This window comes from Bradyrhizobium sp. 139, assembly GCF_023074175.1.
Lineage (GTDB): Bacteria > Pseudomonadota > Alphaproteobacteria > Rhizobiales > Xanthobacteraceae > Bradyrhizobium.
The window spans coordinates 24,484-38,271 of sequence record NZ_JADPKS010000123.1; the positions used below are offsets into that span (position 1 = coordinate 24,484).

General features: G+C 64.9%; 14 protein-coding genes and 1 pseudogene. 8 read left to right on the forward strand and 7 right to left on the reverse strand.

The window, feature by feature from the left end; all coding sequences use genetic code 11:
• Positions 1–11: 11 nt before the first annotated feature.
• A complete protein-coding gene (locus IVA80_RS27960; RefSeq protein WP_247437660.1) occupies positions 12–824 on the forward strand; it encodes a PhnD/SsuA/transferrin family substrate-binding protein in 813 nt (270 codons plus the stop codon).
• Here the strand turns inward: IVA80_RS27960 and IVA80_RS27965 are convergent.
• Genes IVA80_RS27965 through hutI form a run of 3 tightly spaced genes read right to left on the reverse strand, consistent with a single transcriptional unit; the run spans position 806 to position 4,329 of the window.
• A complete protein-coding gene (locus tag IVA80_RS27965; protein WP_247437661.1) occupies positions 806–1,405 on the reverse strand; it encodes a HutD family protein in 600 nt (199 codons plus the stop codon). The two genes, IVA80_RS27960 and IVA80_RS27965, sit on opposite strands and share 19 nt — an antisense overlap.
• A 13-nt stretch (positions 1,406–1,418) precedes the next feature.
• On the reverse strand, positions 1,419–3,083 hold the full coding sequence (hutU, locus tag IVA80_RS27970) for a urocanate hydratase (protein WP_247437662.1): 1,665 nt from the start codon (positions 3,081–3,083) through the stop codon (positions 1,419–1,421).
• 34 nt (positions 3,084–3,117) lie between these two features.
• On the reverse strand, positions 3,118–4,329 hold the full coding sequence (hutI, locus tag IVA80_RS27975) for an imidazolonepropionase (protein ID WP_247437663.1): 1,212 nt from the start codon (positions 4,327–4,329) through the stop codon (positions 3,118–3,120).
• Positions 4,330–4,442: 113 nt separating this feature from the next.
• Here hutI and IVA80_RS27980 point away from each other — a divergent pair, with 113 nt between their 5' ends.
• Together IVA80_RS27980 and hutC are read left to right on the forward strand one after the other, a co-directional pair.
• Complete coding sequence (locus tag IVA80_RS27980) at positions 4,443–5,801, forward strand: formimidoylglutamate deiminase (protein ID WP_247437664.1); 1,359 nt, start codon at positions 4,443–4,445, stop codon at positions 5,799–5,801.
• Positions 5,798–6,541 carry a histidine utilization repressor gene (hutC, locus tag IVA80_RS27985; protein WP_256467540.1) on the forward strand — a complete coding sequence of 248 codons (744 nt, stop codon included), beginning with the start codon at positions 5,798–5,800 and terminating at the stop codon, positions 6,539–6,541. The genes IVA80_RS27980 and hutC overlap by 4 nt, the downstream gene beginning before the upstream one ends.
• A gap of 22 nt (positions 6,542–6,563) precedes the next feature.
• Here the strand turns inward: hutC and IVA80_RS27990 are convergent, their stop codons facing one another.
• Genes IVA80_RS27990 through IVA80_RS28000 form a run of 3 tightly spaced genes read right to left on the reverse strand, consistent with a single transcriptional unit; the run spans position 6,564 to position 9,271 of the window.
• Positions 6,564–7,604: an ABC transporter substrate-binding protein gene (locus IVA80_RS27990; protein WP_247437667.1), complete on the reverse strand. Its 1,041-nt coding sequence runs from the start codon at positions 7,602–7,604 to the stop codon at positions 6,564–6,566.
• Between the two features lie 18 nt (positions 7,605–7,622).
• Positions 7,623–8,465 (reverse strand): ABC transporter permease, encoded by an 843-nt coding sequence (locus IVA80_RS27995; protein WP_247437670.1) that lies wholly within the window; start codon positions 8,463–8,465, stop codon positions 7,623–7,625.
• A 14-nt stretch (positions 8,466–8,479) separates the two neighbouring features.
• Entirely contained in the window at positions 8,480–9,271 is a 792-nt protein-coding gene (locus tag IVA80_RS28000; RefSeq protein WP_247437672.1) for an ABC transporter ATP-binding protein, read from the reverse strand.
• Positions 9,272–9,516: 245 nt separating this feature from the next.
• On the opposite strand from IVA80_RS28000, the pseudogene IVA80_RS28005 reads away from it, so the two are divergent.
• The 5 genes and pseudogenes from IVA80_RS28005 (at position 9,517) to IVA80_RS28025 (ending at position 12,865) form a co-directional block, all read left to right on the forward strand.
• Positions 9,517–10,815, forward strand: a pseudogene (locus tag IVA80_RS28005) (dihydroorotase family protein).
• A gap of 14 nt (positions 10,816–10,829) precedes the next feature.
• Positions 10,830–10,988 carry a hypothetical protein gene (locus IVA80_RS28010; protein WP_247437674.1) on the forward strand — a complete coding sequence of 53 codons (159 nt, stop codon included), beginning with the start codon at positions 10,830–10,832 and terminating at the stop codon, positions 10,986–10,988.
• Between the two features lie 429 nt (positions 10,989–11,417).
• The gene (locus IVA80_RS28015) at positions 11,418–11,861 is read left to right on the forward strand and encodes a YbgC/FadM family acyl-CoA thioesterase (protein WP_247437677.1); all 444 of its coding nucleotides are present in this window, start codon (positions 11,418–11,420) and stop codon (positions 11,859–11,861) included.
• 83 nt (positions 11,862–11,944) lie between these two features.
• Positions 11,945–12,319 carry a YbgC/FadM family acyl-CoA thioesterase gene (locus IVA80_RS28020; RefSeq protein ID WP_346348026.1) on the forward strand — a complete coding sequence of 125 codons (375 nt, stop codon included), beginning with the start codon at positions 11,945–11,947 and terminating at the stop codon, positions 12,317–12,319.
• Positions 12,320–12,397: 78 nt separating this feature from the next.
• The gene (locus tag IVA80_RS28025; RefSeq protein WP_247437679.1) at positions 12,398–12,865 is read left to right on the forward strand and encodes a nuclear transport factor 2 family protein; all 468 of its coding nucleotides are present in this window, start codon (positions 12,398–12,400) and stop codon (positions 12,863–12,865) included.
• 207 nt (positions 12,866–13,072) lie between these two features.
• Here the strand turns inward: IVA80_RS28025 and IVA80_RS28030 are convergent, their stop codons facing one another.
• On the reverse strand, positions 13,073–13,786 hold the full coding sequence (locus IVA80_RS28030; RefSeq protein ID WP_247437682.1) for a type 1 glutamine amidotransferase: 714 nt from the start codon (positions 13,784–13,786) through the stop codon (positions 13,073–13,075).
• Positions 13,787–13,788 lie beyond the last annotated feature (2 nt).

The following is a 13,788-nucleotide window of genomic DNA, read 5'->3' on the forward strand; positions in this document are numbered from 1 at the left end:
ACATTCGGAACATGCGCTTTGTGGCCAATGCGCGGATGTACTCGGTCAATCCGCAGGCGGCAGCCGCCTGGACAGAGTTGTTCGGCTGGCTGGCGCGCGAGGCCAGCGTCGAGCTCGACGTGATCGCCCACGGCTTTCCGCTGCCACTGTCCGATCTGTGGTCGCGCGACGATCTCGCCTGCGCGTTCATGTGCGGGTATCCGTTCATGCTGGCTGCGCGCCGGCCCCGGCCGGTCGCGGCCCCAATTCCGACCGGCGCGCCGGTTCGCGGACGCCCGGTCTACGCGACACGGCTGCTGGTTCGCGCGGATTCCAGCTTCGACACCATCAAGGATACGTTCGGCGGCCGAATCGGGTACACGGTCGCGGATTCCCATTCCGGCTACAACGCACTGCGGCACCACCTCCTGCCATATTACCGGCGGCACGGCGCAAAGCTCTATCGCGAGAGCGTCGGGCCGCTGACGACGCTGCGCCGCGTGCTCGACGCGTTGCAGGCTGGCGATATCGACATCGGGCCGCTCGACAGCTACGCGCTGGACCTGATGTTGCGCCACGACGATGATCTCGAGTCACGGATCCGGATCGTCGCGACGACCGATCCTGCGCCGGTTCCGTTTCTGGTCGCCGCGCCCGGCTGTCCCGACGACATCGTGGCCAGATTGCAGGCCACGCTTGCCACCTTCGCCGAAGCGCCTGGCTGCACCCATTTGAGGGATCGGCTTTGTCTCGACGGCTTTGCGCCGGTTGAGACGGATGACTATCAGCTGATGCTGCGCTGGGATGCCGAGGCGCGCGCGGCCGGTTACGGCGAGCCGGCCTGACCGCGGATTTTGCGAAGCAGCACAAGGTAGCATGCGCTCGCCGGCGTCGGCTCGATCCGGCAGGGGTCATCTGCTGCGGATGTCAGCACCGCGGCATCGCCGCGCATCAGGGTCACCGCGCCTTGCTGCGCGAAAAGACTGACCTCGCCCGTGGCAGCGACGATCGCGGCGATGTCATGGTCGCCGAAATCGCATTTCGTGGCGGCGGTGAGACGCTGCAGGCGGTGGTCGAACCGGCCGCGCCGCGTCATCACGTTGAGATCAGTAATCGGACCGGCCAGCAGGCGCGCCGAGGTCGGCGTATCGCCGGCAAACCGGACAGGCTCCGAGGTGCCATCGAGCTCGACGTCGGCAGCATCGCCGATCGTCAGCGCAAGTCCACGGCCCGTCGTTACGGCAAGGCTTCGGTCGATGCCGGCGAATTCGGAGAACGGCCCGTCGGAAGCAACCCGCGCCATGCTGATGCGCCAGTCGAAATCGTCAAGCGAAGCGTTGTCGGGGGCGACTGCGATCTCGGTGGTTTCGCCGCCGCCATTCTTCCAGGGTGTGGTACGACAATCGGCGGCGCGAATGATCTTCACGGCGCATTCATCCTCAGCCGAGGCTCGGAAGGTCGAGATCGTTGGCGCGCGCGCAGTCGATCGCGAGCTCGTAGCCCGCGTCGGCATGGCGCATCACACCGCTTGCCGGATCGTTCCACAGCACCCGCGCGACGCGCTGTGCGGCCTCCGGCGTGCCGTCGCAGACGATCGCCATGCCCGCATGCTGCGAGTAGCCGATCCCGACACCGCCGCCATGATGCAACGACACCCAGGTCGCCCCGCCGGCGCAATTGAGCAGCGCGTTCAGCATTGGCCAGTCCGACACGGCGTCGGAGCCGTCGCGCATCGCCTCGGTCTCGCGATTGGGCGAGGCGACCGATCCAGAGTCGAGATGGTCGCGACCGATCACGATCGGGGCCTTCACTTCGCCGCGCGCCACCATCTCGTTGAAGGCGAGGCCAAGCCGGTGGCGATCGCCGAGGCCAACCCAGCAAATGCGGGCAGGCAGACCCTGGAACGCAATCCGCTCGCGCGCCATGTCGAGCCAATGATGCAGCGTGGCATCGTTGGGCATCAGCTCCTTGACCTTGGCATCGGTGCGATAGATGTCCTCCGGATCGCCCGACAGCGCCGCCCAGCGGAACGGGCCGATGCCGCGGCAGAACAGCGGGCGGATATAGGCCGGCACGAAGCCGGGAAAGTCGAAGGCGTCCTTGACGCCTTCCTCGAGCGCCATCTGGCGGATGTTGTTGCCGTAGTCGACGACGGGGATGCCCATGCGATGGAAATCGAGCATCGCGCGGACATGCTCGGCCATCGAGGCGCGCGCGGCGCGATCGACCGCTTTCGGATCGCTCTCCCGGCGCGATTGCCAGTCATGGATGGTCCAGCCTTTCGGCAGGTAACCATTGACGGGATCGTGCGCGGAGGTCTGGTCGGTGACGGCATCAGGCCGTCGTCCGCGCCGGACCAGTTCGGGGAAGATCTCCGCCGCATTGCCGAGCAATCCGACCGAGACTGGCTTTTGCGTTCGTCTCGCTTCCTCGATGATGGCGAGCGCCTCGTCGAGGTCCTTTGCCTGGCGGTCGAGATAACGGGTGCGCAGCCGCATCTCGATGCGCGAGGGCTGGCATTCGACGGCAAGGCATGATGCCCCTGCCATGACCGCGGCGAGCGGTTGCGCGCCGCCCATGCCGCCGAGCCCCGCGGTGAGAATCCACTTGCCGGCGAGGCTGCCGCCGTAATGCCGGCGCCCGAGCTCGGCGAAGGTCTCATAGGTGCCCTGAACGATGCCCTGGCTGCCGATATAGATCCAGGAGCCGGCCGTCATCTGGCCGTACATCATCAGCCCCTTGCGATCGAGCAGGTTGAAATGTTCCCACGTCGCCCAATGTGGCACCAGGTTGGAATTGGCGATCAGGACGCGCGGCGCGTCGGCATGGGTGCGGAACACGCCAACCGGCTTGCCGGACTGCACGGCCAGCGTCTGGTCACCCTCGAGGCGGCGCAGCGTCGTGACGATGCGGTCAAAGCTTTCCCAGTCGCGCGCGGCGCGTCCGATGCCGCCATAGACGACGAGCTCGCTCGGCCGCTCCGCAACGTCCGGATCGAGATTGTTCATCAGCATCCGCAGCGGCGCTTCGGTCAGCCAGCTCTTCGCCGAAAGCTCAGTGCCGCGCGGCGCGCGAATGATGCGGGCATTGTCGATACGTGTCATGGAAGGAGATCCAGTGATGAAGGAAATGTGCTGATCATGTCTGGCCTCGCCAGACCCGCGCGTGCAGCGGATTGAACCCGATCCGGTAGACCAGCTCGGCGGGGCGCTCGACGTCCCAGATCGCAAGGTCGCAGCGCTTGCCGGCATCGAGGCTGCCGGTCTCGTCCGACAGCCCGAGCGCACGGGCAGCCTCGCGGGTGACCGCCGCGAGGCATTCCTCGACCGTCAGGCGAAACAGCGTTGCACCCATGTTCATGGTCAGCAGCAGCGAGGTCAGCGGCGACGAGCCGGGATTGCTATCGGTCGCGAGCGCAATCGGGACGCCGTGCCTGCGCATCAGCTCGACCGGTGGCGCCTGCCGCTCGCGCAGAAAATAATAGGCGCCGGGAAGCACGACGGCGACCGTGCCGGCGCGCGCCATCGCCGCGACACCATCTTCATCGGCATATTCCAAATGATCGGCAGACAGCGCGCCGAACCGCGCGGCGAGCGCGGCGCCGCCGAGAGTGGACAGTTGATCGGCATGCAGCTTGACGGGAAGGTTGTGCCGGCGCGCGCAGGAAAAGACCTGCGCGGTTTCGTCCACCGAGAAGGCGATCGTCTCGCAGAAGGCGTCGACGGCGTCGACCAGGCCTTCGGCCGCGAGCACCGGAATCATTTCGCAGACATCAGCGATGTAGGCGGGGGAATCGCCGGTGCGCTCCGGCGGCAGCGCATGGGCGCCGAGGAATGTGGTTCGCACCGTGACCGGATTGACTTGCGCCAGCCTGCGCGCGGCGCGAAGCTGGCGGCGCTCGGTCGCAAGCTCCAGTCCGTAGCCCGATTTGATCTTGATGGTGGTGGCGCCTTCGGCGAGCAGTGCGTCGAGGCGGCGTTGCGCGGCGGAGACGAGATCGTCCTCGCCGGCAGCCCGCGTCGCTTTCACCGTCGACACGATGCCGCCGCCCCGCCGAGCAATCTCCTCATAGCTGGCGCCCGCGAGCCTCAGCTCGAATTCCTCGGCACGGGTGCCGCCATAAACGAGATGGGTGTGGCAGTCGATTAGGCCCGGCGTGATCCAGCGACCGTCGCAGTCGATGCTCTCGGCAGCTATGAGGCCGGTCGGCGCGTCCGCCCTCGGACCGGCGTAGACGATGATCCCGTCCCTCGCGGCGATCACGCCGTCCTCGACAATGCCGAGGCCCGCGCGTCGAGGAGAAAGCGTGGCAAGCCGGCATTGATGCCAGATCCGATCAGCGACTGTCATGATACTGGAAGCCCGTCATCGCTCCGTCGGCCGCTTGGCAGGGAGGTCTTATTTGTCTATACATATTACACCGAGACGGGTGTTGTCCAGCGGCACCGACCACGGAGGGTCAATTGCCCAAGCTGCATTTCAAGCAGGCCCTGTTGCCTGGCGGATGGTCGCGCGACGTGCTGGTGTCGAGCGAAGGCGGGAACATCGCCCGTGTCATGGCCGGTGTGGTGGTGGAAGACGCCGATGAACGCCATTCGGTCGGATTGCCGGGACTGCCCAATCTGCACAGTCACGGCTTTCAGCGAGGCATGGCCGGGCTCACCGAGCTCCGCGGCGCCTCGTCCGACAGTTTCTGGACCTGGCGCGAACTGATGTACCGGTTCGTCGACCGCATGACGCCCGACGACGTCGAGGCGATCACGGCGCAGGCTTATGTCGAGATGCTCGAGGCCGGCTTCACGCGGGTCGGCGAGTTTCATTATGTCCATCACGATCGCTCGGGCGCGGCCTATGACGATATCGCCGAGTTGGCCGGACGCATCGCCGCGGCCGCGCAGGCGAGCGGCATCGGCCTGACTTTGCTGCCGGTTTTCTACGCCCATGGCGGATTTGGCGGCCGCACGGCCGATCCGGGGCAGCGGCGCTTCCTCAACAGCGTCGATCGGTTCGCCCGGCTGGTCGAAGGCGGTCGTCGCGCCATCGGCGGATGCGACTGCGCCAATATCGGCATCGCGCCGCACTCGCTGCGTGCGATCACGCCCGACGAGCTGGCTGCGCTGGTGCCGCTTGGCGCCGGCGGACCGATTCATATCCACATCGCGGAGCAGACCAAAGAGGTGGACGACTGCGTCGCCTGGAGCGGGGCGCGTCCGGTCGAGTGGCTGCTCGATCATGCCCCGGTCGACCAAAACTGGTGCCTGGTCCATGCCACGCACATGACGGATGCGGAAAGTCGCGCCATGGCGAGGACGGGCGCGATCGCCGGGCTCTGTCCGGTAACCGAAGCCAATCTCGGCGACGGCATCTTCGACGGGCCAGGGTTTTGCGCAGCCGGCGGCCGGTTCGGCGTCGGATCGGACTCCAACGTCCTGATTGGCGCGGCCGACGAACTGCGCCAGTTGGAATACTCGCAGCGCCTGGCGCGGCGCGCGCGCAACGTGATGGCGACGCCGCAAGCCGCATCGAGTGGCCGTGCGCTGTTCGATGGCGCACTGGCCGGTGGCGCGCAGGCGCTCGGCATTGGCGGCGGGATTGCGCCAGGACTTGCCGCGGACATCGTCAGCCTCGATGCAGAGAGCCTCTTGCTTGCCGGCCGGTCCGGTGATGCGATCCTCGATGGCTGGATCTTCGGCAGCTCGCGGCCGCTTGTGGACTGTGTCTGGACATCGGGCCGCAAGGTTGTGACAAAGGGCAGGCATCACCGGGCGGAGTCGGTCGCGGCCGCCTTCCGCCGGCGACTTGAGGGCTTGCTGACAGAATGACATCGCCATTGAAACGGAGAGCGTCCACCGGCGGCACCCTCCATCAACGCATGCGCAACGACATCGAGGGGCGCATTCTGTCAGGCGAATGGCCGCCCGGCTACCGTCTGCCGTTTGAACACGAGCTGATGAGCACCTATTCCTGTGCGCGGATGACCGCAAACAAGGTGCTTTCGGCGCTGGCGGCTTCTGGCCTCGTCGAACGCCGGCGCCGCGCCGGCAGCTTCGTCGCGCGCCCGAAGGTGCATTCCGCCGTGCTGCAGATTCCCGATCTCAAGGCGGAGGTCGAGAATCGCGGCGAACAATACGGCTACGAACTGCTGGAGCGCCAGCAGCGTGGCGCAACGCGGGACGACAGGGGTCGGCTCGAGGTTCACCTCCGCGAACCCATCATCGCGTTGCGCTGCCGTCACGATGCCGCGGGCCAACCGTTTGCACTTGAGGACAGGCTGCTCAACCTCAACGCGGTGCCGGATGCCGCGACGCAGGATTTTTCGCAGGTGTCGCCGAGCACCTGGCTGGTCGACCATGTGCCGTGGACCGAAGCCGAGCATCGCATTTCGGCGCGCAATGCCGACGCGACGATTGCCGCCGAACTTTCCGTCGAGGTCGGGGCAGCCTGCCTCGTCATCGAGCGATGGACCTGGCGCAGCGGCGAGCCGATCACCGCGGTGCGCTTCACCCATCCCGCCGATCTCTACGACCTGGTCGCGCGATTTACGCCGAGTGGTCAGGCTTAGGTGCTATCGACGCATCCTTTTGTTACTTCGCCTTGGCGGCATCGACGTAACGGTTGGTCCACAGATCGTCCTCAGACGCCTTGGCATCGAACTCCTTGCCGAAATTGGTGCCGACTTCATTGGCGAAGGTCAGCGCGTTCTCCATGCCCTTGACGTCGATCCTGCCGCCGTCGGTGACGCCGCTGCTCATGGCTTTCACCGCGGCCGCAATCGCCTGCGGATCTGCCTTAGGGAAGTATTGCTTGTGGATTGCCTTGGCGGTCTCGTCCGGCTTGCTGACCGTCGCGGCGCTGGCCTGCTGCAGGGCCTTGGCCGTTTTGGTGATGAGGTCGGCGGTCGCGGCGCTGATCGGCTTCTTAGCGACAAGCACGAGATAGGGCTGGTTGGCGAGCAGCGGAAAGTCGTCGCCAAGCGACACCAGCACGACGCCGGTGCCTGCCTTTTCGGCCAGAAAACCTTCCGGCGGCGACAGCAGGAAGCCGTCGATCCGCTTTGCTTCCATCGCGGCCTGGATGGCGGTCGGATTTCCAACCTGTGCGACCTTGAGATCCGCCTTCGGGTCGAGCCCGCCTTTGCCGGCCAGCCAGCGCGCCGCGATCTCCTGCACGCCGGCTAGCGCGGTAGCGCCGACCAGGCCGCCTTTGAGGGCCGCGATCCGCTTCTCGAGCGGATCGGTCGGCTTCACGCCGGTACGGTCCACGAGGCCCTTCGAGACGGTGAGCTGAAGCGTGACCTTCGACATCAGCGAATAAACCATCTGGAATGGCTGGCCCTTCGCCACGGCGCGCAGCGTCGCGTCGGGGCCGACCGCGGCAAGCTCGATGTCGCCGGCATCGAGCGCCGCCAGCGCCGAAGGATCGCCGCCGGGAAGCGCAACCACGGTGGCGTTCAGTCCTTGCGACTTGAATGTATCGAGCGCCCGCGCCGACCAGATCGGCAGGAAGCTCAAGGTTGGTGCGCCGAGACCGATCCGCACCACCTGCTGCGCCAACGCCGCCCCCGGGAGCAGCGCCAATGCGGCGCCGACGATGGCTAGCCTCGCCAAATTCATGGTTTTGCGCATGATGGTCTCCCGTATTGTTCAGATGTCGGCGGGACCTGCGCCCGACAGCGCGCGCCAACGCAGCAGCCGACGCTCCAGGCGACCCGCAAGGATGTTAGCGACGGTGACGAATGCAAGCAGGATGACGATACCCGCGAACACGCCGGCCGGATCATAGGTCGACGAGGCCTCGTGGATGAACAAGCCGAGACCTTGCGCGGACGAGGTGAACTCGCCGACGATCACGCCGATCACGCTGTAGGGGATTGCAAGCCGCATGCCGAGCATCACATACGGCGCAGCGGCCGGGAGGAACACATGCCAGGTGAGCTGACGCTGGTTCGCGCCCATGATCAGCGTGAGGTTGACGAGCTCGCGATCGACGTTGCGCACGCCGGCGAACACGTTGTAGAAGACCAGGAAGAACACCATGATCGCGGCGAGCGCGATCTTCGATCCCATCCCGATCCCGAACCAGATGATGAAGAGCGGGGCCAGCGCGATCTTGGGAATGCCGTAGAACGCCATCACATAGGGTTCGAAGATTCGCGAAAGCCGCGGCGAGCGGCCGAGCGCATAGCCGCCGACGACCCCGCCGGCCACGCCGATGACGTAGCCGAACACGAGCTCCTGACCGGTCGTCCATAGATGCGGATAGATCTCACCTGACGCGAACAGCTCATAAAGGCGCTCGGCAACGGCCGTCGGCTTGCTGACATAGATCTCCTTGATCAGCCGGCCGGATGCCCACTGCCAGAACAACAGCAACGCAATTCCAGGCAAAAGCTTCAGCAGCCATTGCAGCGGTCTTGCTGCGATCGCGGCAAGACCTCCGCGCGCAGTAGCGTCGCCGGCTGGGGTGCCGTACGCCGTGTCGGTCATCGGCTTGCCCTCCTTCAATGAACGCGTCCGGTATCGAGCTGCGAGCGGAACTCGGTCCAGACTGCGTCGTAGGCGGCCTCGAAGCCTGAATTGCGGAACGGTTCGAACATGTTGCGCGGCCGCGGCAGATCGATCGGGATATTGGCGAGCAGGCGCGACGGCCGCTGGCTCAGCACCACGACATGGTCGGCCAGCAGAACCGCCTCAGTGATGTCGTGGGTCACGAAAATCACGGTTGCGCCAGCCTCCATCGACAGCGCCTGCAGATCGCTCTGCATCACCATGCGGGTCTGCGCGTCGAGCGCTCCGAACGGCTCGTCCATCAAGATAATATCCGGACGATAGACCAGCGTGCGCGCGATCGAGCCGCGCTTCTGCATGCCGCCCGAGAGCTGACTCGGAAAATGTTGCTCAAAGCCCTTGAGACCGACCGAGTTGAGCGCGCTAGCGACGCGCTCGCGCCGTTCGTCGGACGCGACGCCGCGCAGCAGCAGCGGCAGTTCGACGTTCTCGGCAAGGGTCTTCCAAGGAAACAGCTGGGCCTGCTGCGGCACGAAGCCGACTTCGGTGTTGATCGCACAAATTTTGCGGCCGCGGTGATGAACTGCGCCGCGGGTCGGCATTAAGAGGCCGGCGGCCATCTGAAGCAGCGTGCTCTTGCCGCAGCCGCTCGGACCGATCACGGCGACAAATTTGCCGTGCTCGACGTCGAAACTGATGCCATCGAGCACGCGGACCTTGTTCCGCTGCCCCGGCGATGGAAAGTCCTGTCCGATCCCGTCGAAGACGAGTGCCCGATCATTCATGCCGACGATCCTCCGAACATGTCTATACATAATTGAAGCCGCCCGGATGGGCAAGCCGGGATCGCTGCCGAGATTTTGGCCTCGCTTGCCCAGAGCCGCGGCAGCAAATGGTCGTCACAGGCACCGATCACGATGCTCTTCGCATTTGGTTTTTCCTATCGGCGGCTTCGGCCGATCCGGATTGGTCGCGCTTGCGGCCTTCAACTAACGTTGCGGGAGCCGAAACATCGATTAATAAGAGAACCATGGCTGACAGCGTTTTCACGGGTGCGATTGTTCTTCCAGACCGGGTGATCGAGAACGGTTATGTTCTAGTCGGCGACGGCAAGGTGCAGGCCGTCGGCGCCGGCACGGCGCCGGCAGGCGAGACGCATGGGGGCCCAGGCTTTCTGGTTCTGCCGGGTGCGATCGACGCCCAGGTGCACAGCCGCAGCCAGTGCGGGCAGGAGGATTTCGTGTGGTCGACGCGGAGCGCTGCGGCCGGTGGTGTCGCTTCCGCACCAAGGTCAAGGAAGCAGGCGCCCAGGCGCGGGTCGATTTTGCGCTATATGCGACAATCGATCCGGCCGAGGGCGCGGCGAGGGTCGATGAACTGGTCGATGCGGGCGCGGCGGCCTTCAAGTTTTCGACCTTCGGCACCCATCCGACCCGGTTTCCGCGGATCCCGCCGCAGACGCTCTATGCGTGCTTTGCCGCTGTGGGAAAACGCGGCCTGATGGCCGGCATCCACAATGAGAACGACGAGATGGTGCGCGCCTTCATGGCCGAGGTCGAGGCCAAGGGGATCACCGATTACACCGCGCAGGGATTGTCGCGGCCGCCGGTCACCGAGGCTTTGGCGACCGTTGAGGTCTACGAGCTTGGCGCTGCCGCCGGCTGCCCGGTGCATATCGTGCACTGCTCGATCGGGCGTGGCTACGAGCTTGCCGCTGCCTATCGTGCCCAGAGACACGGCGCCACCATCGAGGCCTGCGTTCATTATCTTACCCTCGATGAGGAGAACGACGTCCGCCGTCTCGGCGGCAAGGCCAAGATCAATCCCCCGCTGCGCCCGCGACGCGAGGTCGAGGCGCTCTGGCATCATTTGGCCGCCGGCAATGTCACGATCGTCTCGACCGATCACGTGAGCTGGTCGGAAGATCGCAAGACCGACCCGAACATGCTCAAGAATGCCTCCGGCATTCCCGGCCTCGAAGCCCTCTACGGCCTGCTGTTGAAGGGTCTCGATCAGCGCCGGTTGCCGCTCACCCCACGCCGCGCGCCTGCTGGCGCTCAACCCGGCGGCGCTGTTCAGGATCACCCATGTCAAGGGCGCGTTCGAGGTCGGTCGCGACGCCGACATCGTGCTGATGCGGCGCGATCCCTATCGCTACCGCGCGGCGGAGAGCGGCAATAATTTCGTCGGCTGGAGCCCCTATGACGGGATCGAGCTGCCATTCCGCCCGATCGAGACCTATCTGCGGGGCACCTGCGTCGCCGCCGACGGCAAGGTGATCGCCGAGCCCGGCAACGGGCGGTTCGTCAGTCCGCTCCGCGCAAGCTGAACCGGTCCGCCGTCGTGACGATATCGAACCTGCCGCTCGATGCTGACAGGCTTTGGGCCGACATCATGGATCTCGCCGAGATCACAGATCCGGCGCGGCCCTACACGCGGCGGTCGTTCACCGCGTTGTTCCTCGAAGGCCGGGCCCTCGTGGCGCAGCGCGCCAAACTATGATCTTCTACGATGTTGTACTCCTGACGATAGCGAGCCCGCTCGCACGGAATGTCTCAGCTGCCCGCCAATAACAAAACAGGGCTCCCGCGATAGTGGGTTTCGCGATGGAGCGAACCTCCGGCATCGCGACAAGTACTCATGCCACCATCCTAAGGACAAACAGCAGTTCGTCGTGTCGGTGGTTGCGTATGATTCCCTCCCTGGGCACCAACGCTGCCACCGATCCACTGCCCGGGTCGGGCTGCGTCAGGGTGGCAAGGCGTACGCGGCCCGCTATTGATCCCCGGCTAAGTACGTCCCGCATTCACAGGGCAGGGCGCTGGAATTGCCGACTGCAGGAGCCAGGCCAAAGGCTTTTGGCGCTTGCCCAGAAAAGCGCCTCTGTGCGAGATAATTGGTTCTCGCAACTGCAATAATGGATATCGCACTTTGACAGCCTTTCTCGACGGCGAAATTCGCGATGGACGCCATCTGATGCAGGTCCGCGTCTATTTTGAAGATACGGACTCCGGCCAAATTGTTTATCACGCGAGTTTTTTACGCTTCATGGAACGCGGCAGAACGAATTACTTACGCCTGCTCGGAACCAATCAGCACGCGCTGCTCCAAGAGGCGCGGAACGACGCGCCCGGCTTTACCTTCGTTGTACGTTCGATGACCATCGATTTTCTAAAGCCGGCAGTCTTGGACGACGTGCTTGACGTCCTCACGTTCCCGCAAGAGGTGAGAGGAGCGTCAATTGACTTGCTGCAGGAGTGCAGGCGCGCAGACGATCTCTTAGTCAGGGCGCGTGTACGCGTGGCGTTTATCTCAGGCGGAAAAGCGCAGCGCATCCCAAAGGCGCTGCGGCTTGCTATGGAAGGGCATAGATAAATCTGCTCCTCATTCACGCCTTAGCCGTCCAGCGACCCAATGAAAGCAACCCGCTCAACTTCTGTTGCGACATCGTCAAACCAGTGTTTTCCGGCATCGTCTATCACGCCAATTACCTGCGCTTCATGGAGCGTGGGCGCACCAACCATCTACGGCTGATGGGCGCCGAGCAGCAGGCGCTGTTTGAACAGCCCGCGACGGAAGATGTCGGCTTCGCCTTCGTGGTGCGCTCGATGCATCTGGATTTCCTCAAGCCCGCGCGGATGGACGACGTGCTCGACGTCGTGACCTGGCCGATCGCGGTGAAGGGCGCCTCCATCATGCTGGCGCAGGAGGTGCGTCGGGCTGAGGAGGTGCTGGTGAAAGCCGAGGTGCGCGTCGCCTTCATCAGCGGCGGCCGCGCCCAGCCGATCCCGAAATCGATCCGCACCCTGATGAAGGCCGATCTGATTTCGTGATTGCCCGATAGCGGATCGCCTATCGACTCCATCGCATGCGGCGTTAAATTTGCGCTCCTCCCAATCGATGAGGCCCTCATGTCGCGCCCGCCGCTTCCACCCTTCACCCGTGAGACCGCCGCGCAGAAGGCCCGCATGGCCGAGGACGCCTGGAATTCGCGCGACCCGGTGCGCGTCTCGCTCGCCTATACCGAGGACAGCCGCTGGCGCAATCGCTCCGAGGTTTTTCAGGGTCGCGAAGCCATCGTCGCGTTTCTCACCCGCAAATGGGAGAAGGAGCACGACTACCGCCTGATCAAGGATCTCTGGGCCTTCGACGAGAGCCGCATCGCGGTGCGCTTCCAATATGAATGGCACGATGCGGACGGCCAGTGGTATCGCTCCTACGGCAACGAGCAGTGGGAGTTCGACGAGCACGGCTTGATGAGGCGGCGCGAGGCGTCGATCAACGACATCATGATTGCCGAGAAGGATCGCCGGTTTCACTGGCCGGCGCCGGGGCCGAGGCCACAGGATGTGGCGGAGCTGGGGGAGAGCCCGTTCTAAAACGTCTCGCAGGTGGCGCTGCTTTCCCTCGCCCCTTGTGGGAGAGGGTGGCTCGCCGCGTAGCGGCGAGACGGGTGAGGGGTCTCTCTCCGCGTGTGCGACTCTCATGCGTCTGAATTCCGCGGATGCAACCCCTCATCCGGCGCTTCGCGCCACCTTCTCCCACAAGGGGAGAAGGGAAGAGGTCCGCGCGGCGAGCATCGTGAATTAAGGGTCCGTGCGCCGCGCCAAGAACCTCGTAATCGCCCCACCGAGCTTGGCGTGGTCCATCGGCTCCGCCAGCGATGCCCTCGCCGTGGCAACGACATCGTCCGGCGCCCTGCCGTCGCGCAGCTCGCAGCAGACTTGCGCGAACTCCACGTCGAATTCCGGATGCGGCTGCACGGTCAGCGTGGTGCCGTTGGTGTAGAGCAGGCCGGCATGCGGGGTGAATTCGGACGAGAGGATCGTCAGCGCATCGTTTGGCGGCTCAATCACCTGATCCTGATGCGAGCAGGCGATGGCGACCGCTTCGCCTTCGACGACGCCGTTGTCCGGCAGCACCTGATAGACGTGCCGGCCGATGCCCCAGCCCTTCTCTGATTTGCGCACGGTGCCGCCGAGCGCCTGCGCGATCAGTTGATGGCCGAAGCAGACGCCGACCATCGGCGTCTTGTGGGCGTAAGCCGTGCGCACGAAATCTTCCAGCTGCGCGATCCAGTCGAGCCCGTCATAGACGCCGGCGGCCGCGCCGGTGATCAGCACGGCCTCCAGGTTGCGCGGATCGGGAAGCGTATCGCCATTGGGGATGCTGACGACGTCGACCGTGGCCGTCGGATCTTCAGCGCGGACCATGCGTTCGAACATGTCGGGAAACGAGCCGTGGCGTTCGCGATATTTCTGCGGGACTTGTCCGGTCTCGATGATGGTGATGCGTGCCATGT

Coding starts and splice junctions, on each gene's coding strand:
- IVA80_RS27990 (WP_247437667.1), bottom strand. CDS start 7,604: ATGCGCAAAACCATGAATTTGGCGAGGCTAGCCATCGTCGGCGCCGCA.
- IVA80_RS27995 (WP_247437670.1), bottom strand. CDS start 8,465: ATGACCGACACGGCGTACGGCACCCCAGCCGGCGACGCTACTGCGCGC.
- hutU (WP_247437662.1), bottom strand. CDS start 3,083: ATGACACGTATCGACAATGCCCGCATCATTCGCGCGCCGCGCGGCACT.
- IVA80_RS27960 (WP_247437660.1), top strand. CDS start 12: ATGCGCTTTGTGGCCAATGCGCGGATGTACTCGGTCAATCCGCAGGCG.
- IVA80_RS28000 (WP_247437672.1), bottom strand. CDS start 9,271: ATGAATGATCGGGCACTCGTCTTCGACGGGATCGGACAGGACTTTCCA.
- hutC (WP_256467540.1), top strand. CDS start 5,798: ATGACATCGCCATTGAAACGGAGAGCGTCCACCGGCGGCACCCTCCAT.
- IVA80_RS28030 (WP_247437682.1), bottom strand. CDS start 13,786: ATGGCACGCATCACCATCATCGAGACCGGACAAGTCCCGCAGAAATAT.
- IVA80_RS28025 (WP_247437679.1), top strand. CDS start 12,398: ATGTCGCGCCCGCCGCTTCCACCCTTCACCCGTGAGACCGCCGCGCAG.
- hutI (WP_247437663.1), bottom strand. CDS start 4,329: ATGACAGTCGCTGATCGGATCTGGCATCAATGCCGGCTTGCCACGCTT.